The following is a 23,003-nucleotide window of genomic DNA, read 5'->3' on the forward strand; positions in this document are numbered from 1 at the left end:
CACCCCGTGCTGCTCGCGACTCGATCCCGTGATCTCGGAATCCTCGGCGAAACCCATCGCACCGATGCCCGTGAGCGCCATCCTAACCAGCGAAGCGGCGGCTGTCACGCACTCGCGATATCCCGTTTTTCAAGCAGAACGGATGCCACGACACCGGCACCAAGCGCGAGGGCAAGCATCACAAATCCACTGCTCCAGTCGGTTTCCGATCCAATCGCAGCCGGCGCGTGAGTGAACGGCGAGAGGTTGTTCAGCCAGTCCGGGAATCCGATGAGTTTGCCGAACAACCCGACGAACGCCCCCGCCGTGAGCAGTGCCCAGCCGAGCGGAGCGGTGTACCGCGGCAGCAGGACGAAAATCAGCGCGACGGTGCCGAGATAGAGCAGCGGGGCAGGCAGTTGGGCGAGTGCCGACGCCACAGCGTCCGAGTTTGACGCGCTCGCGGCTCCGACGGCGGCAGCTGCCCCGATGGCGGCAAGGGCTGCGACGCCGAGCACGAGAACCACAGCGACCACCCCGACCACCAGATAGTCGACGAGCCACCGCACACGCCGTACCGGCGTTGCCAGAACGAGCTCGGCCGTCGTGACGGCTTCCTCCTGCCTGGCACGAACAGCTGCCTGGACGGCGCAACCGGCCGCGAGCACGCCGACCAGATTGAAGATCGCCGTGAGGAACGCCTGGTCCAGGGTCTCGCCTCCGTCAGACAGCCGCCGCAACTGCTCGGCGAGCGGGTTGTTCGCGACGTCATTCTGCCCAGCGACGGTTCCGAGGGCACCGGCGAAAACGCCGAGCAGAAGCCCGCCGAGCACCCAGCCGATCACGCTCGGCCGATGCAGCCGCCAGGCCAGGCCGATCGAGCTCGACAGGCTCCGCCTGGCGGTTGCGCGCCCAACTCCGGCGCCGAAAACACTCGCCCCACTGTCACGCGTCACAGCGAGCAAACACGCGGATGCCGTCAGTACGACCGCGAGGGCGAGGTTCAGCAGCAGCGGAGTCCAGTCATTGGCCGTGAACGGGTGCGTTGCGAGACCCCAGCCGATCGGCGACAACGCACTGGGCCAGGCGCTTTGCACAACGAGGCCGTCCTGCGACACCTCGCCGAACGCGTCCCCGACGCCGCGGGCGAGGTAGGCAAGCAAAACGGAACCGGCCGCGACGGCATTCGCTGCACGGGAGGTGAGCATCAGTTCTGAGGCGAGGAGACCGACCGCGAGAAACGAGAGCCCGATCGCCCCGAGGGCGACTCCGGTGAGCACCGAGCCCGCGACGTCCATACCGGCCGCCACGCAGCATCCGCTCACCATCACCGCCATCAGCAGGTTGACGATCACTCCCCACACCACCGTCGCGCTGAGCGGAAGCAACCGGGGAATCGGTGTTGCGCCGACGAGTTCTGCACGACCGGTCTCCTCCTCGGCTCGGGAGTGGCGAACGGCGAGGAATGTGTTGATCAAACCGACGAGCAGGCCGAGAAAGGAGAAGGATGAAAAGATGAAGAGCGCGTCCAGATCCACGCCCTGCGGCGGGCCGCGGAGCACGAGAATGGCCGGATTCGCCGTGGCCAGTTGAATCAGGGCGGCCCGCTCGCTTTCCTCGCCGAAAACGTCCTGAAGCGCCGATGCGGTGAGGAACACGATCGTGGCCATCACGAGGAGCCAGCTGAGCACCTGCACCCGGTCACGCCGAACACGCTGTCGAAGCAGCGTGAAGAAGATGCTCATCTCGAGCTCTTGGCGTGCCTGGCGTGCGCCGGGGCCGATTCGGTTGCCGGTTCGATGACGGGGTCGGCGCCCGGCTCGATGGCAGGGTCGGCGGCCGGCTCGGCGGCCGGTTGGTTTGCCGGTCCGGCGTCGCCGTAGTGCCGCAGGAAGAGCTCCTCAAGCGACGGCGGCGTGATGGTCAGGTTCTGCACCCGCAACGCGGCGAGCGCCGGCAGCGCGTCAAGGAGTGCGGACGAGTCCGCCGTGAAGGTGGCCCTGCCGTTCTCGACCCGCAGATCGGTCACGCCGGGGATGACGACGAGGTCGGTCGCTGCAAGCTCGCCGGCCGAGAAGGCCACCTCGGTGCGGGTGAGACGTCGCAGGTCGCTCAGCGTTCCCTCTTCGACGCGCCGCCCCGCGCGGATGATGCTCACCCGCGAGCAGAGCAGCTCAACCTCACTGAGGATGTGGCTCGACAGCAGCACTGTGCCGCCGTCGGCCACACGATCGAGGAGCTCGCTTCGAAACACAGCCTCCATCAGCGGGTCGAGCCCCGAGGTCGGCTCGTCGAGCAGGTACAGCTCAGCTGGCACGGCGAACGCCGCGACGAGCGCCACCTTTTGCCTGTTGCCCTTGGAGTACGTGCGCCCCTTCTTGGTCGGGTCCAGCTCGAAGACGTCGAGGAGGTGCTGCTTGCTACGCTCGTATTCGACACGATCCCGGATGCCACGGAGCCGGCTGAGCAGGTCAATTGCTTCACCGCCGGTCAGGTTGGGCCACAGACTCACGTCGCCCGGAACGTAGGCCAGTCTGGAGTGGATAGCGACAGCATCCGCTCGGGGGTTCGCTCCAAAAACCGACGCGCTGCCTGACGTGGCTCGCGCCAGGCCGAGCAGGATGCGGATCGTCGTCGACTTGCCTGCGCCGTTCGGGCCGAGGAAGCCGTGGATTTCGCCTGCGTCGACGTCGAGGTCGAGGCCGTCGAGGGCGCGCACATGACCGAAGTGCTTGTGCAGGTCACGAGTTCGGATCACCGTGCTCATGGAGCGGAACACTACGCCTGCCCGCGACGGTTGGTAAGGGGGTTTAGGCCCTATTCAACGAGGCAGAACGGGTGGCCGGCGGGGTCGAGAAACACCCGGAAATCGTCCTCACGATAGCCGGCGTCTGAGGCTCCGATCGCGAGTACCTGTTGCTCGGCGGCGTCGAGGTCGGCGACCCTGACGTCGATGTGCAGCTGTTGCGGTACGAGCTGGCCAGGCCACTGCGGTGGGTTGTAGTCGTCGATTTTCTGGAACGCCACCCGCGGACCGCCCTCGGGTTCCTGCAGGGCGACCCAGTCGTCCTGGTCAACGGCGCGCTGCATTCCGAGCAACTCTTCATAGAACGAGGCAAGGGCGCGGGGGTCAGGGCAGTCGAGGACGACGCTGCGAAATTCACCGATCATGAGGGTGAGACTACGGGGGCGGGCCCGGCCAGCGGAAGGCCTTGCTCGGTCACGAGCGGCGGCACGCACCATTGCGCGGTCACAAACGGCTGCACGCCCCTTTGCGCGGTCGAAAACGGCGGCACGCACCTTTGCTCGGTCGAAAACGGCTGTTCGTTGACGAAAAATCCAACCCGTTGCGACCGAGCAACGCCCGCACCCGTCCCCAACCGCCGTTCGTGACCACGCCGGCGGCCAGCCGAACCTCGCGGCCGCCGACGAACCGACGCCGGCGGCCTCCCGTAGGCTCGAACGTGTGAGAACGGTTGACCGCGACATCCTGCGCCTCGCCGTTCCGGCACTGGGCGCCCTCGTGGCCGAACCCCTCTTCCTCCTCGCCGACTCCGCCATGATCGGCCACCTCGGCGTCACCCCACTCGCCGGCCTCGGCCTCGCCGGCGCCGTGCTGCAAACCATCATCGGCCTGATGGTCTTCCTGGCCTACGCCACAACGCCCGCCGTCGCCCGCCGACTCGGTGCTGGGAACGAGCGCGGCGGCGTCTCCGTCGGCATCGACGGCATCTGGCTGTCACTCGGCCTCGGCCTGGTGCTCGCCATCGCGGGATTCGCTGCGACACCGTTCCTGCTCTCCCTGTTCGGTGCGACAACGGATGTCACGGAGCAAGCCTCGATTTACCTCTCGATTTCGATGATCGGCATCCCGGCGATGCTCCTCGTCTTCGCGGCAACGGGGCTGCTCCGCGGCCTCCAGGACACCCGCACACCGCTCCTCGTCGCCGGGCTCGGATTCGCCGCCAACGTCGTGCTCAACTTCGTCTTCATCTACCTGCTCGACCTGGGCATCGCCGGCTCAGCAATCGGCACCGTCGTGGCCCAGTGGGGAATGGCCGGCGTCTACCTCGCCGTCGTTCTGCGGCACGCCCGACGCACCGGGGCAGATATCCGCCCCTCCCGCGACGGCATCTCCGGGTCAGCGATGTCCGGCGGCTGGCTCTTCGTTCGAACGGCCAGCCTCCGCGCTGCCATCCTGCTCGCGACCTTCGTTGCGACCGGCCTGGGCACAAGCGAGCTCGCCGGCTTCCAGGTCGTGATGACCATGTTCACCCTCACCGCGTTCATCCTCGACGCCCTGGCTATCGCGGCCCAGGCCCTCATCGGCAAGGGGCTCGGCGCGGCCGACACTGCGGGAGTGCGCGCCGTCCTGGCCCGCTGCCTTACCTGGGGCGTCGGCTCGGGAGTGGCGCTCGGGCTCCTCGTCGCGGCGACATCCGGCGTCACCGGCCTGCTCTTCACCGGCGACCCCGACCTCGCCGCGCTGCTGACGCCGTCCCTGATCATTCTCGGCGTCAGCGCACCGCTCGCCGGGTTCGTCTTCGTGCTCGACGGAGTGCTGATCGGCGCAGGTGACGCACGCTACCTGGCCCTCACAGGCATCCTGAACCTCGCCTGTTTCACACCGCTCGCGCTCTGGGTCGCTCTCGCTGCCCCGACGAACGCCGCTGGCCTCGCCTTGCTGACGGCCGCGTTCTCACTCGGCTACCTGTCGGCACGTGCGCTCACACTCGGTCTGCGGGCGCGCACGACGGCGTGGATGCGCACCGGCGTCTGACGACCGCCGACCACCACCGACCACCGACCACGGACTGACGACCACCGACCAGGGTTGCCACAGCGTGCCCTCCCGGATCTCAGTTGCCACTTTTCGTCGCCCACCGGCTCGGCGAGCGACGAAGTGTGTGTCATCTCGCCCCTCGACAACGACCCCGGTGACAGACTCGATGCATGGCACCCCGCATCATCGTCGCACACGGCTACAACGCCGCCCCGCATCGGCACTGGTTCCCCTGGCTGGTCGAACAATTCGACCCGGGCGTCGTCACCGTCCCTGCCCTGCCGAATTCGACGGCGCCCGAGCTCGAGCCCTGGGTCGACACTCTTGCCGCAGCCATCGGCGGGGTCGACGACGAGACGATCCTGATCGGCCACAGCCTCGGGGCGATCACGACGCTTCGCGTCCTCGAGCGGATGCCACGCCCCTGGCGGCTGCGCGGCTTGATTCTCGTGGCCGGTTTCGTCTCATCCCTGCCGAACCTGCCCAAACTCGATGAGTTCACCGCTCCCCCCGTCGACCTGGCAACCCTCGCCGCGCACATCGAGCACCGCTCGGTCATCGGCTCGGACAATGACACAACCGTCGCGCCAGCATTCACCGCGGAGCTGGCTCGCGGCCTCGAGGCGCCGCTCACAATCGTTTCAGGCGGAGGGCACTTCGTCGATCGCCTCGGCTGTCATTCCATACCTGAACTGCTTCCCGTGGTCAACCGCATGCTGGAAGCCAGTCCCCCTGACACCATCGAAACACGGCGCTGAATTTCCGCGTTGTTCCACGATCAGGCAGGAGAGGTCACCATGTCGCCCGACCAGCACACGTTCGAAGATCCAAGCAAGAAGTACTCAGACATTGACACCACCGCCCAGTCACAGGGAGGCCCTGGCCTCGACGCCGATCTGGTCCAGAAGGCCGACCGAGGCGAGAAGAGCTACCGCGGCGCTGGCCGCCTCGAGGGCCGTAAGGCGCTCATCACCGGCGCAGACTCGGGCATCGGCGCCGCCGTAGCCATCGCATTCGCGCGCGAGGGAGCAGACATTGCTCTCTCCTACCTGCCCGAGGAGGAAGAAGACGCGCAGGGTGTTGTCGCCCTCATTCAGGAAGCCGGTCGAACCGCCGTGGCCATCCCAGGCGACCTGACCGATGTGAACTACTGCCGTGAACTCGTCGAGCGTTCGGTCACCGAGCTCGGCGGACTCGACATCCTTATCAACAACGCCGGCAAGCAGCAGCACGTCGAGGACCTTCTCGACCTCAGCGACGAGCAGTTCGACGAGACATTCAAGACCAACGTCTACGCGATGTTCTGGGTGACCAAGGCCGCGCTCAAGCACATGGGCCCTGGCTCGACCATTATCAACACGTCGTCGATCCAGGCCTACCAGCCGTCGGAAAACCTCGTCGACTACGCCACAACCAAGGCGTCGATCAACACCTTTTCCAAGGCGCTCGCCCAGCAACTCGCGCCCAAGGGAATCCGAGTCAACGTCGTGGCTCCAGGCCCGATCTGGACTCCGCTGCAGACCGCGGGTGGCCAGCCGACCGAGGCACTGCCCGACTTCGGTGAAGACACCCCGCTCGGTCGCCCCGGCCAGCCGGCCGAGCTCGCGCCGGCGTACGTGTTCCTGGCATCTGGGGAGTCCAGCTACGTCTCGGGGGAAACCCTCCACGTCAACGGCGGGATGCCGACGCCGTAGCTCGGAGATGTGCCGTCCGCCAACCGGCGGGCGGCACCCTTTCTTCCGGCGACGCGTTCCCAGCCACTCGGACAGGAGCGAGAGTGACAGCGAGAAAAGCCGCACAGCTGTTGCCGAAGGCCGACAGCGCTGGCCCGCTCGCCCGGAAGGACGGGTACGCCGACCTCCGCGGTTATGCCGGGATCGGTGACGGACGCACCGTCGCTCTCATCGCTCGCGACGGCTCAGTGGACTGGCTGCCGATTCCAGCGCTCGACTCCGTCCCCGTCTTCGCGGCCCTGCTCGACGCGGAGAACGGCGGACGGATCACCCTGGCGCCGGTCGAGGCGTACACGACGACTCGCGCCTACATACCCGGAACGAACGTGCTGCAGACGACGTTCACGACAGCATCCGGTGTTGTCCGCCTCACCGACGCTTTGGTTACCGGCGTCGCCGGTCGACTGCCGTGGACCGAGCTGGCGCGGCGCATCGACGGGATTCGCGGATCCGTCGAAATGAGGTGGGCGGTTGAGCCGGGCCGAGCGCTCCGAACCGCGATGCCGTGGGTAGACAACACGGTGCACGGTCCGGTCATCCGGGTCGGCGGCGTGATGCTCTCGGTCACCGGTTTTGAGCACGGAGCGAACGAGCCGGGCACACACCACCTCGACGGGGCATTCACGACCAGCGCCGGCTCACGACACCTCTTCGCGGTGTCAGGCACCTCACGTGAACCGATCCACCCGCCGAACCCGCGCAACGTCGACCGCGGCATCGACCGCACCGTCGACAACTGGCGCGCGTGGTCACGTGAGTTCTCCTACGAGGGGCCGTGGGCCGATGCCGTCCAACGCAGTGCCCTGGCCCTCAAGCTCCTCATTCACAGTCCCACCGGCGCCATTGCGGCCGCGGCAACAACCTCGCTGCCCGAGACGATCACCGGTGGCAAAAACTGGGACTACCGGTTCGCCTGGGTCCGCGATGTGGCGTACACGCTGCAGGCCATGATCAGGTTCGGGCTGCGCGAGGAGAGCCAGGCCGCTGTCTCGTGGATGCTCACCACCATCCGCAAACACGGGCCTGAGCTCGAGGTGTTTTACACACTAGACGGGGAAATCCCAGACGAGATCGTGCGCACCGAGGCGCCCGGCTGGCGCGGACTCGGCCCCGTCGTGTGTGGCAATGACGCGAAACACCAGCTGCAGCTTGGGCCGTACGGCGACCTGTTCGACGTCATGCGCAGCTACGTCGACGCGGGCAACATCCTCGACGCCGAGACCGGCCGTTCACTGGCCTCCGTCGCCGACCAGGCCTGCGACGACTGGCAGAAACCCGACGCCGGCATTTGGGAGCTCGAGCAAAACCGGCACTACACGACGTCGAAGCTCGGCTGCTGGCAGGCACTCTCGAGCGCCGTTCACCTGGCGAAACTCGGCGAGATCCCCGGCGACGCCGCGCGCTGGGAGACCGAACGCGACCGGATCGCCGACTGGGTGAACGAGAACTGCTGGTCAGAGGAGCGAGGGGCGTTCACGATGTACCCCGGCTCTGACGAGCTTGACGCGTCGATCCTGCTTCACGCGCCGAGTGGCTTTAACCGAGGCGAGCGGATGTCACGGACCATTGATGCAATCACGGCTGAGTTGGGCGATGGCCCGCTGGTCTACCGCTACACGGGGATGCGTGAGGAAGAGGCGACGTTTGTGGCCTGCGCCTTCTGGCGAGCGGGCGCGCTGGCCTGTGTCGGCCGCATCGACGAGGCTCGCGCACTCATGGACGAGCTCATCCCGCTCGCGAACAACGTCGGCATGTACGCGGAGATGATCGACGCCGACTCCCTCGACTTCGCCGGAAACCTGCCGCAGGGGCTCAGCCACCTGTCACTCATCTACACGGCCATCCTCATCAGCGAACTCTCCGACTGACGGCCATCCACCGATCGGTTGATCGGGATATCAGTCGAACCACCTCTGTTGCACTATCGGATACAGGACGATCCTGTAACCATGACTTCTCCGATAAACGTGGCGCAGACATCCGCTGGTCTCTCAAGTTCGCCCGTGGTCGAGGTGAGGAACCTCGTCAAACGCTACGGCGCGCAGACCACCGTAAGCGGGGTCAGCTTCGACATCGTCCGCGGCGAGACCTTTGCCCTGCTCGGCCCTAACGGTGCAGGCAAGTCGACAACGATCGAGATCCTTGAGGGATACCGCGATCGCACGAGCGGCGATGTGCAGGTTCTCGGCGTCGACCCGCAGAAGGGAGACCTGGCCTGGAAGGCGCAACTCGGCATCGTGCTGCAGTCGAGCGCTGAGGCCGCACACGTCACAGTGCGTGAGCAGGTCGAGCAGTTCGCGGCGTACTATCCGCATCCGCGCGACGTCGACGAGGTCATCGCGGCCGTCGGCCTGACCGACCAGTCGAAAACTCGGATCGGCAAACTCTCCGGCGGTCAGCGCAGACGGGTGGACGTGGCGCTCGGCGTCGTCGGGCGCCCACAGCTGCTGTTCCTTGACGAGCCGACGACGGGATTCGACCCCGAGGCCCGTCGCCACTTCTGGGACCTCATCCGGTCACTCAAGGCCGAGGGTACGACGATCCTTCTCACCACCCACTACCTCGACGAAGCCGCACAGCTTGCTGATCGGGTCGCGGTCATCGCGGCCGGCCGGCTGGTCGAGATCGGGCCGGTCGACACGATCGGTGGCGCAGACGCCCGAGTCCCCGTTGTGCGCTGGCGGGACGCCGCAGGTCTTCGGACCGAACGCACACTCGAGCCCGCCGCATTTGTTCGCGCCCTCTCCGCGGAGATCGGCGAAGAACCGCGTGACCTTGAGGTGATCCGGCCGAGCCTCGAGGACGTCTACCTCGGCCTTGTCAGCGCAGCTGACGCGAAAGCGGCAGACGCGACTTCCGCAACCCACGCGACAGGAGCAGCCCATGTCTGAATCGACACTCACCCGGCCAAACACAACACAACCGGTTCCGGCGCTGCCGCGTGGCCGTGGCATCCGTTTGGGAATGAAACGCATCGGGTACGAGATCAAGACCTACTTTCGCGTCGGCGACCAGGTCTTCTTCACCTTCCTTTTTCCGGTGGTGATGCTGTCGATCTTTGCGGCGGCATTCAGCGCCTCGGGCAATGTCGGTACCAACCCGGACGGCACCGGCGGGATCACCCAGGGTGCGTATTTCCTTCCGGGAATGATCGCAGCTGGCATCCTGCTCTCTGGGGTGCAGAATCTCGCCGTTGATATTGCGACCGAGAAGAGTGACGGGACGCTCAAGCGGTTGGGGGGATCACCACTTCCGGTGATCAGCTACTTCATCGGCAAGATGGGGCAGGTGTTCGTGACGTCGCTTGCGCAGATCGCTCTCCTCCTGCTGGTCGCGCGTGTGGTGTTCTCGATCGAGCTGCCGACAGAGCCCGAACTCTGGGCACGTTTTGCGTGGCTCTACCTGCTCGGTATCGTCACCTCGGCGGTTCTCGGTATCGCGCTGTCGGCACTGCCGCGAACCGGGAAGAGCGCGACAGCTGTCGTCATCCCGATTGTGCTCGTGCTGCAGTTCATCTCCGGCGTCTACCTGATGTTCACCATGCTGCCCGAGTGGCTGCAAAACATCGCGAGCATCTTTCCGCTGAAATGGCTGGCGCAGGGCATGCGGTCGGTGTTCCTGCCCGAGAGCTTTGCATCGTTGGAGCAGAACGGGAGCTGGGAGCTGGGATGGGTTGCGCTGGTTCTGCTGATCTGGTGTGTTGTCGGCCTGGTGCTGTGCCGGTTCACCTTCCGCTGGATCCGCAAGGATAGCTGACGCCTGGCGTTCACCCCGGTCGAGCGTCACCTGCCCGCTTCCAATGCGAGAGAGTAGTGCCGTGAACAATCCGAAATGGTGGGACATTGCTGTCGCAGGCACCGCGGTCATTGTCGGTATCACCGTGGTTTACACCACGGGCGGTTACGAAGGGTGGGCTGCGTTCGTCTCCCTCGTGATGCTGTGCCTCGTCTACTACCTGTTCGGCCGCAGGCTGGTCGGGGCGACCGATCGGGTCCCGCCGCCAACGTCGATGGCACCGAGCATCACGTTCCAAGCGCTGCTCGCCATTATTGTCGCGGTCGGCGCCGCGTTCGAACCGAACGTCGTGACGGCGCAGGCCATCGCCTTCCCGTTGATCTGGGTGGTGTCACTCAACACCAGGCAGGCCGTGATCGCCAACATCTTCGCGGCCATCGTGATAGCCGTCGGCTTCGGTATCGGACTCGGCGGCGCAACGGGCGCCATCCAGGCGCTCTTCGTCGCCGGCCTGTCGCTGGCCTTCAGCCTCGCGCTCGGCCTCTGGATCACGAGCATCGCGAACTACGCCGAGGAACGCGACAGGCTGCTCGCCGAGTTGCGCGCCACCCAGGGCGAGCTCGAGGGCATGAGCCGGATTGCCGGTGCGACCGCAGAGCGGGAGAGGATTGCCCGCGAGATTCACGACACCATCGCCCAGAGCCTCACGAGCATTGTCATGCTGGCCCAGCGCGCCCGGCTCGAACAACCCACCCCCGAGACCGCACTCGAGCTGATCGAATCGACGGCCCGCGACGCGCTCGGAGAAGCGCGGGCGCTGGTCACCGCGAACGCCGGGCTCCCGTCGACCGACGCTTCCCTCGCCGAAACGCTGTCCAGACTCGGCGAGCGCTTCTCCCGCGAAACCTCCGTCGCCGTCACAACGCATGTGACCCTGTCCGGGCTGCCCCGCGATATCGAAGTTGTGCTGTTGCGCTGCGCACAGGAGGGCCTCGCCAACGTGAGAAAACACGCCGCCGCACGAACAGCATCCGTCACCGTGTCGTCCACCGAATCCAGCGTGACCCTGGAGATCCGCGATGACGGTCGCGGGCTCCGCGGCTACACACCGGGCGACGAACGCGGTTTTGGCCTCAGTGGCATGCGCGATCGTGTGGGTCTCGTCGGCGGTACATTGACGGTGACGGATGCTGACACCGCGTCCGGCACAATTCTCACCGTCGACATTCCCCTGATGAAAGCACACACAGCATGACCGACCGTTCGATTCGGGTTCTCGTGGCAGACGACCACCCCATCGTGAGGTCGGGGATCGCGTCGCTCTTGACCCTGGCCGATGGCATCGAGGTGGTCGGCGAGGCCGCCAGCGGCGCAGAGGCAATCTCGCTGGCGCAGTCGCTCGAGCCCGACCTCGTGCTGATGGACCTGCGGATGCCTGTGGCCAACGGGCCCGAGGTCGACGGCGCGGCGGCGACCGCGCAGATTATCGCGACGGTCCCAGGCACCCGCGTGCTGATCCTCACCACATACGAAACCGACGACCACATCCTCGGCGCGATCGAGGCCGGAGCGAGCGGGTACCTGCTCAAGGCGGCGCCGCAGGACGAGATCGTCGCCGGAGTGCGCTCGGTGGTTGGCGGGCAGACCGTGCTCGCCCCCGCGATTGCGGCGAAACTGGTCGAGCGGATGCGACAGGGCGCTGCTCCTGAGCGTCCCCGGCTGAGCGCGCGCGAACTTGAGGTACTCAAACTGGTCAGCGTCGGCAACAGTAACGCGGCGATCGCGCGGACGCTCTTCATCAGTGAGGCCACGGTGAAAACGCACCTCATCCACGTGTTCGAGAAGCTCGGCGTCTCGGATCGGACACGTGCCGTGACGCTGGCCCTTGAGCTCGGGCTGCTCTGAACGACGATGTTTATTGGTCGCGTGGCAGAGGCTCGGTCTGGTTCGGTTCGACGCTGCTGGTTAGCATGAGGCATGCGCCCGACCGAGTTCTCCCGCCCCATCCAGACGGAGCGGCTGACCCTTCGGCGTCCTGAGCTGACGGATGTCGACGCGATCCACGCCTTCCAGTCGCGCGAGGACGTCTGCGCCTACCTTCTGTTCGCGCCGCGCGACCGCGCCTCGGTCGAGGCCAAGGTGGCGGAGAGCACCACAAAAACCCGGCTCGAGAAACCGGGCGACTACCTCCAGCCGACGATGGAGCGGCGTGACGACGGCCGGGTGATGGGCCAGATGTACCTGAGCATCGACAGCGTGGAGAACGAATGTGTCGAGATCGGATGGATCATGCACCCCGACTACGCTGGGCGCGGCTTCGCGACGGAGGCTGCGTTCGCGTTGCTTGATTTCGCGTTTCGAACCGTTGGCGCCCATCGCGTGATTGCAACCCTCGACCCCGCCAATGAGGCCTCGGTGCGCGTCTGCCATCGCCTGGGCATGCGCAAAGAGGCTCACCTGCTCGAAGACATGCGCGTAAAGGGCGAGTGGGCTGACACAGGCGTTTACGCGATCCTCCACCGAGAGTGGGCAGCAGCAAGCGGGTGACGCCGGTTCGGACTCCACACGGGTCGACGTCGATGGCTCTCACAGGGTCAGTTTGTGAGGATGGGGCAATGACGTCAGCACCACGCACCACAGCACGCAGTATGAGCACGCGTGTGAAGTCATGGCTCGCTCACCCTCGCTTCCTGCTGGCCGTGAAGACTTCGATCGCCGTCGGAATCGCGTGGACGATCGCCCAACTCGTGCCTGGCGTCGCCGAGGAATACCCGTACTACGCGCCGCTCGGCGCCCTGATCAGCATGTATCCAACGCTGATGAGCTCCCTCCGCACGAGCGTCGAGACCCTGGCGTCACTCGCGATCGGAATTGTGCTGGCCGTCATCGTCCTGCTCGTTGCCGAACCAAATGTGCTCACCATCTCGTTGGTCTGTGGTGCGGGGGTGGTCATCGCCGGCAGTCGCTGGCTCCGCACAGGCGGAGACTATGTCGCGGTTGCCGCGCTGTTCGTCCTGATCATCGGAGGGCCGAACGCCGACGAGTACTCGATTGGCTATCTCGTGCAGATGAGCGTCGGCATCACTGTCGGCCTGCTCGTCAACCTGCTGATCTTTCCGCCGCTTAACTTCAGCGGTGCCGTGATGAAACTGGCCCAGTTTCGCACGCTGCTCGCCAAACACCTCGACGACATCGGCGCCGCGCTCACCGAGACGTGGCCGCCGGAGCACGAGGAGTGGGCAAGCCGCAGCCAGACGCTCGTGACCACAGCAGACGCTGTTCGCCAGGCCGTCGGTGAGGCAGACGAGAGCCGTAAGGGCAACCCTCGCGCGCGCAGGCACAAGCGAGACCTCGGCGAGGACTACCGTGAGCTCGAAAGACTCGAGCGGATCACCTTTTACATTCGAGACCTCACCGAAGTGCTCGCCGCGGCAATCTGGGACGCGCCATTCCACTCCGAAGTTCCCGATCGCCTGCGCGAACCGTTGTCGGACACCCTGCACGCGGTCGCTGAGGTGCTCAAGGCGCACAACTCAGGCGAGGGCGTGAATGAGGCGGTTCTTGTGGCCAATACAGCGGCGGACACTTTGATTGCGCGACTCGATGAGGATCGCGACAGTGCTCCGTCGACGCTCAGCCCCGTGGCATCCGTCGCTATGGATCTTCACCGGATTCTCGCCAGCATGGAGCGTGCCGACCCGGCCGAGTGAGCGGGACACATGGCATCCGTTCGCTGTCTCCTCGTTCCAGTGCCGCAAGCTCGCGTTAACCACGCCGAGAAGCGAGCTACGCGATGCTTTCGCGTAACCTGAGCGAACCAGGTCGCCAGGTTGAGGCCTGATGACCCGGGATCTCAGGCCGGCGGCGGACCCGTGGTGTCGCCCGGCTGGAAGCGCACCTCGAAGGCCACAGGGGCCGGCGTTTCGCCCGCGAGCATCTCCACGACAGCGCGCCCGGCCGCCGCACCCTTGCCCTGGGCCGGCTGCCACACCGTGGTGAGTTGCCGGTCGAGGCCGTCCACCCTGATGCCATCGAAACCGACGACGCTGACGTCTTCGGGCACCCGCAGACCGAGCTCCTCCGCCGCTGCGATGACCCCGGCCGCGAGCAGGTCGCTCTGCGCGAGAATCGCGGTCGGGCGCACGTCGGCCGCAACGTCGAGCAGGCGCAGGCCGGCCTCCCGACCGGCGTCACTGCGGCTGCCTGCCGCGATCATGCCTGTCGCGTTCGGGTACACCTCTCGCACTCCGGCGATGCGCTCGAGCGTTGTGGTCACCGTGGCTCCCGCTTCCCGCTCGGCAGTGAGCGGTGCGAGCGCTCGGTTGCGGTCGAGGCCGAGCGTGACGAGGGCGACGCGGGTGTGGCCGAGGTCGGCCAGGTGCTGGGCCAGAAGCCTCGACCCGCCACGGTTGTCGACGCTCACGGTGTGCACTCCGCTGTCGCCTGGGCCCTCGATCTGCACAATCGGGATGTTGCGGCGGCGCAGTACCTCGAGCGTCTCGATTGCGTCGGCGTTGCAGCCGACAAGAACAACGGCGTCGACCGGCGCGGTCGTCACGCTCACCACACCATCACCCAGGTCTGGCATCAGGAGCAGCCCGGCACCGATGACACTGATCTCTTCGGCGAGTCCGTCGAGGGTTTGGATGAGGACAGGGTCGCGGAACGAGACACCGATGCGTGCGGGAATGAGTGCCCCAACGATCCCGCTTCGGCCCCGCCGGAGCGACTGGGCAAGCGGGTCAGGCCCGCCGTAGTTCAGTTCACGGGCAGCCGCCAACACCCGCTCGCGCGTCGAATCCGACACCGGGCCTTGCCCGCTGAAGGCAAGCGATGCCGTCGATGGCGACACACCGGCCCGCGCGGCGACAGCGGCGAGCGTTGGCCTGCCCTCGTGCGAATTCGAAGCGGATGCCTGTGGCTGGGTTGTCATACTTACTCTCGATTGGCCAGACCATCGGTTGCGGGCACGGCGCCCTTGACCGAGGGTGTTTCCTGGCGTTAGCTTAGGCGAAGCACGAGGTCGAATCGATTCGATCCTCGCCGTCGACACCTTCGCTTTCCGCCTAGAGAGACTCGGACGCCCAATGCCATCCCCCAGCACTTCTCCAGCCACCCGTTCTCGGAACGAACTGGCCGCCTGGCGCAACGCCATCTTCGTGATCTTCACGCTGTCCGGCCTGAGCATCGCGACCTGGGCAGCGCGCCTGCCCGAGATCAAATCGAACCTCGACGTATCGACGGGCTCCATCGGCATCCTCATTCTCGGCATGAGCGCCGGGTCGATCCTCGGACTGATGGCCTCTGCCTGGCTGATGGTGCGGTTCGGAGCGCGCGCCGGCATGGTGTTCTCGCTCTCGTGTGTTGCGGTTGGCCTCGTGCTCATCGGCATCGGAGCCGGTGTCGCGTTCTCGCCTGCACTCGTCTTTGTTGGCCTCGCCCTGTTCGGCTTCGGCAACGGAAGCGTCGACGTGATGATGAACGTCGAGGGCGCTGCGGCCGAAACCGAATTGGGAAAGACAGTCCTGCCGCTGATGCACGCCTGCTTCAGTCTCGGTACCGTGATCGGTGCCGGAATCGGCGCCGTGGCATCCGCTCTGGAAATCGGTGTTGTCTGGCACGCGTCCGGAATGGCGGCGGTCATAGCGATTGCTGTGGTGATCGCTGTGCGTTTCGTGCCGGTGCGCGAAAACCTGGGTGACGACACCCCGACGCACTCCCACAAGCTGGACTGGAAAGCACGACTGCGTGCCAACCTGTCGGTCTGGGCCGATCTGCGGCTCATTCTGATCGGTGTGATCATGCTCGGCATGGCGTTCGCCGAAGGCAGCGCCAACGACTGGCTCGCTCTCGCCACAGTCGAGGGGCACGGCCAGTCCGAGCCGACCGGCGCGATCGTGTTTGGTGTGTTCGTTTCAGCGATGACCGTCGGCCGGGTGGCCGGTGGCCCGCTCATTGATCGCTTCGGGCGCGTGCTGGTGCTGCAGGTCTCGGCCGTGTCCGCTGTCATCGGTCTGCTCGTCTTCATCCTCGGGTCCGAGCTTTGGGTCATCGTTCTCGGCACCGTGTTTTGGGGGCTCGGCAGCGCGCTCGGCTTCCCGCTCGGCATGTCTGCGGCTGCTGAGGGCAAAAACGCCGCAGCCCGGGTGAGCGCCGTCGCCATGATCGGCTACCTGGCATTCCTCGTCGGACCGCCGCTGATCGGCCTGCTCGGCGACCAGGTCGGCCTGCTCAATGCGCTCTACGTCGTCCTCATTCTGGTCGTGCTTTCGGGCCTCGCGTCCCCGGCCGCCCGCGAGCAGAAGGTGCGGCCGGCTCCAACGCCCTGACAATCCTGACCGGTGGGCGCGCTGCCCTGAGCCGGGCTACACTCGTCGAGTGCGTTTGGTGATTGCGAAGTGTTCCGTTGACTATGCAGGACGACTCTCGGCGCACCTCCCGCTGGCGACGCGCCTGCTCATGGTGAAGAGCGACGGCAGCCTCCTCGTCCACTCCGACGGCGGCAGCTACAAGCCACTCAACTGGATGAGCCCGCCGTGCAGCCTCACCATCGTTGAACCGGATCAGACCCAGGCGGATGCCGGTGTCACGGAGACCTGGAAGGTCACGCACGCCAAGACCGGGGACGCACTGATCGTCTCGATCTACGACGTGCTGCATGATTCGGCGCACGAACTGGGCATCGACCCCGGACTGCAGAAGGATGGTGTCGAAGCGCACCTGCAAAAACTGCTTGCCGAACAGATCGAACTTCTCGGCGATGGCCACACCCTCGTTCGCCGTGAGTACATGACGGCGATCGGCCCAGTCGATATCCTCGCGCGGGACTCCAGCGGCGCGTCCGTCGCCGTTGAACTTAAGCGGCGCGGGGACATCGACGGCGTTGAGCAGCTCACGCGCTATCTCGAACTGATGAACCGGGATCCGCACCTCGCACCGGTTTCGGGTGTCTTCGCGGCCCAGGAAATCAAACCGCAGGCCCGGACGCTTGCCGAGGATCGTGGCATCCGCTGTCTCGTTCTTGATTACGACGCCATGCGCGGACTCGACAACGCAGACGGGCGCTTGTTCTAGGAGCTCCCTGCTTACACACAGGTAATTGTGGCGTTGATCGCGAAATTGCCTATCATAGAGTCCCTATGTCTATTACCTCACCCGAACTGACGAGCACCGGCACGGTCACCCGAACCTGGTCGTGCGTGCTCTTCGACCTCGACGGCACGATCACAGATTCCGCTCCCGGAATCGTCGCCCGTCTCGCCAAGACCTTTGTTGCGCTCGGTCTCCCCGTCCCATCCGACGACGAACTGCTGAACTGGGTCGGACCACCCCTGCTTGAATCGCTCGAGGTTCGCGCAGGGATGACCGCCGCTGAGGCCTTCAACGCCCTGACCGTCTACCGCGGTATCTCAGACATCGACGGACCGTGGACCGGTTCAGCCGTCTACCCGGGCATCGCCGGCGTCATCAAGAACCTGTTCGCCGCAGGAATTCCCATCGCGATCACGAGCAGCAAGCCCGAGTCGCAGGTGCGTGCCGTGCTCGACCACTTCGATCTGAGCCAGTACTTCACCGAGCTCTGTGGCGCATCGGAAGATGAGGTGCGCAGCTCGAAGGCCGACGTGATCCAGGAAGCACTCCTCCGCCTCACCGCGAAGGAGATCGACCTCAACCAGGTTGTGCTCGTCGGCGATCGTCATCACGACGTCGAAGGCGCCGCTGTGCACGGGATCCCGACCATCATGGTCGAGTGGGGCTACGGCTCTCCCGTCGAGGCCGAGCACGCGATGGCCGTCGTCCACTCAACGGACCAGCTGAGCAAGCTTCTCCTCGGCTAGCGTTCATTCCGCTGGCCGTTCTCGGCGTCCTCCCAACGGCCCGACCTACACTCGGAGCATGCTGAACGGACTGTGGTGGCTCCCGTCGCTTCTTGTCTTCGGAACAGCCGCGCTCGCGGTGATTCTCGGTGCACGAGCACTGCGCTCACGCCAGCGCACACGGGGTATCGACCCGGTGTCAACGCGCGCTGCGCTTGAGCAGTCCGCTGGCGTCGAGCTGGTGCGAGTCGACGACCTGTTGAGCGCCGCCGAGGACGAGGTCGAATTCGCCCGCGCCCAGTTCGGTGATCGCGCAGCTGTTGGTCTGGCCTCCGCCGTTCAGTCGGGCCGGGAGCAGCTGCGCGAGGCATTTCACCTGCACCAGCAACTTCACGACGCTGTGCCAGACAGCGACTCTCAGCGACGCCGCTGGTCGGAACGCATTGTCGAGTTGTGCGGCGCGATCTCACAGGGTCTCACAACCGAGATGACCCAGCTGGACGGTCGGCGATCGATCGAGCGATCTGCACCCGAACAGCTGTCCGAACTCGAACGGGGCATCGCGGCGACACGGGCTGAGGTTGCCGAGGCGGAGGCGACCCTCGACAGGCTCAGCGAAACCTACGCGCCGGCAACGTACTCACGGGTCGAGTCCGCCCCGGCCCATGCAACCGAGTCGCTCTCCGCGGCGCAGTCGGCGCTGGCCATTGCACGGCAAAAACTCGCCGCACGCGAACCGGCAGCGGAAGCCCTCGACTCCGCCGCTCAAGAGCTGCGAGCGGCTCGCCACGCCATCGAATCCGTCAGCCGGACAGCATCCGGCCTCGATTCTTCAAGCGCCGAACTCGCCACCGTCGTGGCTCAGACCCGCCGTGCCGTGAGTGATGCGGCAGCACAACGCGACGCCGCGACACTTCCTGAGTCTGCCGACGAGATTTCACGAGCACTGGATGTCGCCACGGCGACGATCGCGCTCGTCACCGACCGCAGGCAGCTGCCGGATCCGTTGGCCCGATTGGACGAACTTCGCGACGCCGTTTCACGCCTCGATGCCGCCCTGGCGACGGCGCGGAGTCAGCAGCAGCGCATCGACAACGCGCGCGAGGCGCTGCGCGGGGCTCTCTTCTCAGCACGCAGTCACCTCGATGTGGCCAGCGGCTTCATCGAAGACAACCGCGGTCGGGTTGGTGCAGACGCTCGCACTCGGCTCGCCGAGGCTGAGCGACAGTTGGCGCTGGCCAATGCGGCCGATGACCCGGTCGAGGCACTGGACACCGCCCGCCGGGTGTCCAGGCTTGCGCAGGACGCCGACGCACTCGCGCGCTACGACGCCGGGCCACGAACGGCGCCGCTCAAGCGCTCAGCGGGCTGATCACCGCACTATCCGACGCGCGGCTCTGCCGACCCAGCGGGGGTGAACGATTCGAAGACGCCGTAGGCGATGATCCGCTCCGCTGTCGAGAAGAGCGGGTTGCAGGCCACAAAGGTGATGACCTTCTCCGGGTTCACAGACACGTCCTGCCTCGGCACCGGGTACGTGACGTCGATGGCGGACGGCTGAACGTACTCAGAGGCGCGGAACCGATACAGGTACTGTCCGTCGGCGGTCTCAACAACGATCGGATCACCGACAACGAGGCTGCCGATGAGGTTGAACGGTTTACCATGGGTCACCCGGTGCCCGGCGAGCGCGAAATTGCCCGGCTCCCCAGGCATTGCCGTTCCAGGGAAATGCCCGATCATGTGATTGAGGACGGCGGCCTCACCGATGCCCTCACCAATCGGCTCGGCGTACTCCGCACCGAACCGCGGAATGCGCAGCGTCGCGATGACCGCTCCTGTTGCGGGTGCGGCAGAGACCGCTGTCGCAACCGGCGGGAGCGTTCCCGCGTGCGATGCCGGGGCATCCGCTGGCCAGAAAACGACAGCCGAAACCACCGCAAGCGCGGCGAACAGACGCTTGACCGATCGCAGCGTGGCCTGTTGTGCCATCTTCGTCCCCCGAAAACGTTCCCCGGGTTTCAGGTTAGGCGACAGCCGCCGGCAGCGCGAGGCTACAGTGACAGCCCTCGGCTGGCGAGGTAGGGCACAGGGCTGGTGAAGCTGCCGTTGATGCCGATCTTCAGGTCGAGGTGGCAGGCCGTCACAACTCCGGTCGCTCCGACGCCGGCCACAACGGTTCCGGCTTCGATGAGGTCGCCAACGGAAACCTTGAATGAGCCGGTCTGCAGGTGCCCGTAGATCGAAGCCACTCCGTTGCCGTGGTCGACAACGACCCGCTGACCGTAGCTGCCTGCATTGCCGGTGAACGTCACCCGGCCGGCCGAGATGGCCTTCACCGGAGTGCCACAGCTTGTGCCGAAGTCGATGCCGTCGTGGAAGTTATTGGAGCAGCCGGCGCCGTTGCAGATGAGACCTCGGGGGCCGTACGGCGAGGAGATCGAAGCGGCGACGGGTCGAATCCAGGTGTCACTCTTTCCGGCGAGGAAGGCGGCGAGTTCGGGGTCGGAGGTGCTGTAGGGGTACCCACCTGATCCGCCGGAGCTCCCGGAGCTCCCGGAACCGCTCGATGCCTTGGCCTCCGCTGCCCGAGCTGCTGCAGCGGCCTTGGCAGCCGCAGCGGCGAGCGCTGCCTTTGTCGCAGACAGCTCCTCCGGGGTCGTCGCCGAGTAAGCGTCTCGACTGACGCTCTCGCCCTGCCAGTTATTCACGATGAGCGACTGCGCTCCGGTGTCGTAGACGGGAGAGGTTGTCGCTGCCGGAGTGGTTTCGAACGCGTACGCGGGCAGGGCGATCGTGCCAAAAATGCCGGGAACGACGAGCGCCATGATGAGCATTGAACGGATGCTGCGCCACCGCGATTCGCCTGTCGCGCGTTTGACGGGCGGTGCGCTGACTCCCGCACTCTGGGCCGTGACACTGCGACGGGCATGGCCGCTCGTGGACGGCTGGGCCGCCCGGCGAAGGCTCGCGCGAGTTGGGAAAGGCGTCGCTGCTGTTGGGTCGATGGAACCGCTCTCTCGGGCGAGGTTCTCAGACATATATCTCCGGCCTGGCGGGAGCGCGTTGGCTCTCCGATGGCATCGTTTCTCAGCGGGTGACACTGGCGAGGTGCGCCGAGCGTCGGACAGGATTCTTCGAGATTAGCCGCTTTGGCTGGGAATTCCATTCCCCGAGTGAGGGACTGTGCATAAAGTCGCGCCTGTGGAGAACGGCGGCGCCTATCATTAAGCGACATGGTTACGAGACGAGAAGCCGCACAACGACTGGACATTCCGCTGGAAATGGCGGCGCGACACGGCATCCCGTCGCGACTGAGCGAAGCAGAACTCGCGGAACTCGACAGCGCGCCTCCCGCCTGGCTCATCCAGTCCCGCGCCAACCGCACCGGCAAGAAGGCGGTGTGGGTCGAGCTCAGCTGTGACGTCTGCGGCTTCACCGAGACCACCCGCCCGAAGAAGTGGTGGCCGGACTTCACATATCTCACCTGCTCCCACCACGACCCTGACGAGTTGCCTGACCCGGCGGCAGGAAAGAGCCGCACCGAGGTCGATGGCGTCGGCAGCGGATTCATCGGAATCGTCGACGAATAGGTCTTCTTTTCTGCATTACCACGGAAGCGGTCGGCTGTTGTCGGACACCTGTCCGAGAAGTGGTAGACTGGTCTGATGTTGCGCTCAGAAGCCCCCGTGGATTCGGAGCGCTCTCTCAAATCAGACCCGCGTGCGGAGAAAACCCGGCGGGCAATCTTTTCGGCGGTTGAGTCACTGACCTCTGCGAAGACCACTCCCATCACGGTGAGCGACATCGTCCGCACGGCAGCGATCAGCCGCAGTTCGTTCTACGCCCACTTCAGCGGCCTCGATGACCTGGCCCGCGAGTACCTGCACGTCCAGTTGGCTGAAGTGCGAGCATCCGTCGCCCTTCTTGTCAGCACAGATGCCGCCGACCGGCGCGACGCGGCACACGACAGCTACCGTGGCCTGCTCACACACATGGTCAAGCACTATCCGGTTTACGAGACGGTGCTCGACCTGTCGCTCTCACGCGGGGCGTATGACGAAGTCGTGCACGGCTACGCGAGTCTGTGGCTCGACTCGATCGACACCCTCGGCGGATTGCCGATCGGTCCGCGCCCGGAACTCACGGCGACGTTCGTCGCTGGCGGTGCCCTCACCCTGATCGGATCGACCCTCAAGGGTCGTGTTTCGGTGTCAGACGAGGATCTCGTGGACGAGCTCACCAGACTCCTGCCAGCCACCCTGCTCGAAACCCAGTTTTGCTAAATCCCCGACCGGCCGCTTCCCGCGCCGACCGGCATCCACGTTGTCCTTCGTTGAAGGACCGATTGAAAAAAGAGGTACACCGGAAATGAATTTCACCGTCGGAGAAACACTCGTCTACCCTCACCACGGCGCGGTCACCATCACCGAAATCTCAACGCGGTTGATCAAGGGCGTCGAGAAGAAGATCATGACGCTCAGCGCTCACACGAGTGAACTGGTCATCAAGCTGCCGATCGACAACACCGAACTCGTCGGAGTTCGCGACGTCATCGACGCCGCTGGCGTCCAGGCCGTGTCGGACGTGCTGCGTGAGCCGTTCGTCGAGGAGCCGGGCAACTGGTCACGCCGGTACAAGGCCAACCAGGAGAAGATGGCAAGCGGAAGTGTCTACCGCGTCGCCGAGGTTGTCCGCGACCTGTGGCGTCGCGACCAGGACCACGGCGTCTCCGCTGGCGAGAAGCGACTACTGATGAAGGCTCGCCAGATCCTCGAGTCCGAGCTGGCCCTCGCCCAGAAGTTCACCCCTGAGGAAGCCTCAGCTGCCCTCGAGGAAGTTCTCGCGAGCGCCCACGCGACCGCGTCCGTTCCGCAGGCGTAACTTTCGAAACACCTACCTGATCCGGTCGGCCCACCGCAACCATGCGGCGAGCCGACCGGATCAGTGCGTAGG

23 protein-coding genes are annotated in these 23,003 nt (G+C 65.6%); 17 read left to right on the top strand and 6 right to left on the bottom strand.

Annotated features, from left to right (window positions below; all coding sequences use genetic code 11):
• Positions 1–104 precede the first annotated feature (104 nt).
• Genes D9V28_RS06930 through D9V28_RS06940 form a run of 3 tightly spaced genes read right to left on the bottom strand, consistent with a single transcriptional unit; the run spans position 105 to position 3,150 of the window.
• Positions 105–1,724 carry an ABC transporter permease gene (locus D9V28_RS06930; protein ID WP_121659018.1) on the bottom strand — a complete coding sequence of 540 codons (1,620 nt, stop codon included), beginning with the start codon at positions 1,722–1,724 and terminating at the stop codon, positions 105–107.
• Entirely contained in the window at positions 1,721–2,746 is a 1,026-nt protein-coding gene (locus D9V28_RS06935) for an ABC transporter ATP-binding protein (RefSeq protein ID WP_121659019.1), read from the bottom strand. Before D9V28_RS06935 ends, D9V28_RS06930 begins: the two co-directional genes overlap by 4 nt.
• A 50-nt stretch (positions 2,747–2,796) precedes the next feature.
• On the bottom strand, positions 2,797–3,150 hold the full coding sequence (locus tag D9V28_RS06940; protein ID WP_121659672.1) for a VOC family protein: 354 nt from the start codon (positions 3,148–3,150) through the stop codon (positions 2,797–2,799).
• 295 nt (positions 3,151–3,445) lie between these two features.
• On the opposite strand from D9V28_RS06940, the gene D9V28_RS06945 reads away from it, so the two are divergent.
• The 10 genes from D9V28_RS06945 to D9V28_RS06990 all read left to right on the top strand — a co-directional run bounded on the left by D9V28_RS06945 (position 3,446) and on the right by D9V28_RS06990 (position 13,940).
• A complete protein-coding gene (locus D9V28_RS06945) occupies positions 3,446–4,759 on the top strand; it encodes an MATE family efflux transporter (protein WP_121659020.1) in 1,314 nt (437 codons plus the stop codon).
• 173 nt (positions 4,760–4,932) lie between these two features.
• Entirely contained in the window at positions 4,933–5,520 is a 588-nt protein-coding gene (locus tag D9V28_RS06950) for an RBBP9/YdeN family alpha/beta hydrolase (protein ID WP_121659021.1), read from the top strand.
• 39 nt (positions 5,521–5,559) lie between these two features.
• The gene (locus D9V28_RS06955; RefSeq protein WP_121659673.1) at positions 5,560–6,456 is read left to right on the top strand and encodes a glucose 1-dehydrogenase; all 897 of its coding nucleotides are present in this window, start codon (positions 5,560–5,562) and stop codon (positions 6,454–6,456) included.
• Positions 6,457–6,539: 83 nt separating this feature from the next.
• Positions 6,540–8,363, top strand: a complete 1,824-nt coding sequence (locus tag D9V28_RS06960; protein WP_229727931.1) for a glycoside hydrolase family 15 protein — start codon at positions 6,540–6,542, stop codon at positions 8,361–8,363.
• An 81-nt stretch (positions 8,364–8,444) separates the two neighbouring features.
• A complete protein-coding gene (locus D9V28_RS06965) occupies positions 8,445–9,386 on the top strand; it encodes an ABC transporter ATP-binding protein (protein ID WP_121659022.1) in 942 nt (313 codons plus the stop codon).
• Complete coding sequence (locus D9V28_RS06970) at positions 9,379–10,251, top strand: ABC transporter permease (RefSeq protein WP_121659023.1); 873 nt, start codon at positions 9,379–9,381, stop codon at positions 10,249–10,251. Before D9V28_RS06965 ends, D9V28_RS06970 begins: the two co-directional genes overlap by 8 nt.
• 61 nt (positions 10,252–10,312) lie before the next feature.
• Positions 10,313–11,485 carry a sensor histidine kinase gene (locus D9V28_RS06975; RefSeq protein ID WP_121659024.1) on the top strand — a complete coding sequence of 391 codons (1,173 nt, stop codon included), beginning with the start codon at positions 10,313–10,315 and terminating at the stop codon, positions 11,483–11,485.
• Positions 11,482–12,135 carry a response regulator gene (locus tag D9V28_RS06980; RefSeq protein ID WP_121659025.1) on the top strand — a complete coding sequence of 218 codons (654 nt, stop codon included), beginning with the start codon at positions 11,482–11,484 and terminating at the stop codon, positions 12,133–12,135. The genes D9V28_RS06975 and D9V28_RS06980 overlap by 4 nt, the downstream gene beginning before the upstream one ends.
• 72 nt (positions 12,136–12,207) lie before the next feature.
• Positions 12,208–12,777, top strand: a complete 570-nt coding sequence (locus D9V28_RS06985; protein ID WP_121659026.1) for a GNAT family N-acetyltransferase — start codon at positions 12,208–12,210, stop codon at positions 12,775–12,777.
• Positions 12,778–12,845: 68 nt separating this feature from the next.
• The gene (locus D9V28_RS06990; protein WP_121659027.1) at positions 12,846–13,940 is read left to right on the top strand and encodes an FUSC family protein; all 1,095 of its coding nucleotides are present in this window, start codon (positions 12,846–12,848) and stop codon (positions 13,938–13,940) included.
• A 143-nt stretch (positions 13,941–14,083) separates the two neighbouring features.
• On the opposite strand, the gene D9V28_RS06995 is transcribed toward D9V28_RS06990, so the two are convergent.
• Positions 14,084–15,163, bottom strand: coding sequence for a LacI family DNA-binding transcriptional regulator (locus D9V28_RS06995; protein ID WP_121659028.1), 1,080 nt, complete (start codon positions 15,161–15,163; stop codon positions 14,084–14,086).
• Positions 15,164–15,317: 154 nt separating this feature from the next.
• On the opposite strand from D9V28_RS06995, the gene D9V28_RS07000 reads away from it, so the two are divergent.
• From D9V28_RS07000 to D9V28_RS07015, 4 genes are all read left to right on the top strand, one after another.
• Complete coding sequence (locus tag D9V28_RS07000) at positions 15,318–16,559, top strand: MFS transporter (RefSeq protein ID WP_121659029.1); 1,242 nt, start codon at positions 15,318–15,320, stop codon at positions 16,557–16,559.
• Between the two features lie 49 nt (positions 16,560–16,608).
• Positions 16,609–17,304 (top strand): endonuclease NucS, encoded by a 696-nt coding sequence (gene nucS, locus D9V28_RS07005; RefSeq protein WP_121659030.1) that lies wholly within the window; start codon positions 16,609–16,611, stop codon positions 17,302–17,304.
• Between the two features lie 65 nt (positions 17,305–17,369).
• The gene (locus D9V28_RS07010) at positions 17,370–18,068 is read left to right on the top strand and encodes an HAD hydrolase-like protein (protein WP_183086457.1); all 699 of its coding nucleotides are present in this window, start codon (positions 17,370–17,372) and stop codon (positions 18,066–18,068) included.
• 58 nt (positions 18,069–18,126) lie between these two features.
• Positions 18,127–19,419 (top strand): coiled-coil domain-containing protein, encoded by a 1,293-nt coding sequence (locus D9V28_RS07015; protein WP_121659031.1) that lies wholly within the window; start codon positions 18,127–18,129, stop codon positions 19,417–19,419.
• An 8-nt stretch (positions 19,420–19,427) separates the two neighbouring features.
• Here D9V28_RS07015 and D9V28_RS07020 read toward each other — a convergent pair whose 3' ends face one another.
• Together D9V28_RS07020 and D9V28_RS07025 are read right to left on the bottom strand one after the other, a co-directional pair.
• A complete protein-coding gene (locus D9V28_RS07020) occupies positions 19,428–20,039 on the bottom strand; it encodes a class E sortase (RefSeq protein WP_121659032.1) in 612 nt (203 codons plus the stop codon).
• A gap of 62 nt (positions 20,040–20,101) precedes the next feature.
• On the bottom strand, positions 20,102–21,088 hold the full coding sequence (locus tag D9V28_RS07025) for a M23 family metallopeptidase (protein ID WP_121659033.1): 987 nt from the start codon (positions 21,086–21,088) through the stop codon (positions 20,102–20,104).
• Between the two features lie 195 nt (positions 21,089–21,283).
• On the opposite strand from D9V28_RS07025, the gene D9V28_RS07030 reads away from it, so the two are divergent.
• The 3 genes from D9V28_RS07030 to D9V28_RS07040 all read left to right on the top strand — a co-directional run bounded on the left by D9V28_RS07030 (position 21,284) and on the right by D9V28_RS07040 (position 22,931).
• Positions 21,284–21,640: a hypothetical protein gene (locus tag D9V28_RS07030; protein ID WP_121659034.1), complete on the top strand. Its 357-nt coding sequence runs from the start codon at positions 21,284–21,286 to the stop codon at positions 21,638–21,640.
• A gap of 75 nt (positions 21,641–21,715) precedes the next feature.
• Positions 21,716–22,333 (top strand): TetR/AcrR family transcriptional regulator, encoded by a 618-nt coding sequence (locus tag D9V28_RS07035; RefSeq protein ID WP_121659035.1) that lies wholly within the window; start codon positions 21,716–21,718, stop codon positions 22,331–22,333.
• 85 nt (positions 22,334–22,418) lie between these two features.
• Entirely contained in the window at positions 22,419–22,931 is a 513-nt protein-coding gene (locus D9V28_RS07040; RefSeq protein WP_121659036.1) for a CarD family transcriptional regulator, read from the top strand.
• The last annotated feature ends 72 nt before the right edge of the window (positions 22,932–23,003 follow it).

The organism is Mycetocola zhadangensis (assembly GCF_003668565.1).
Classification (GTDB): domain Bacteria; phylum Actinomycetota; class Actinomycetes; order Actinomycetales; family Microbacteriaceae; genus Mycetocola_A; species Mycetocola_A zhadangensis.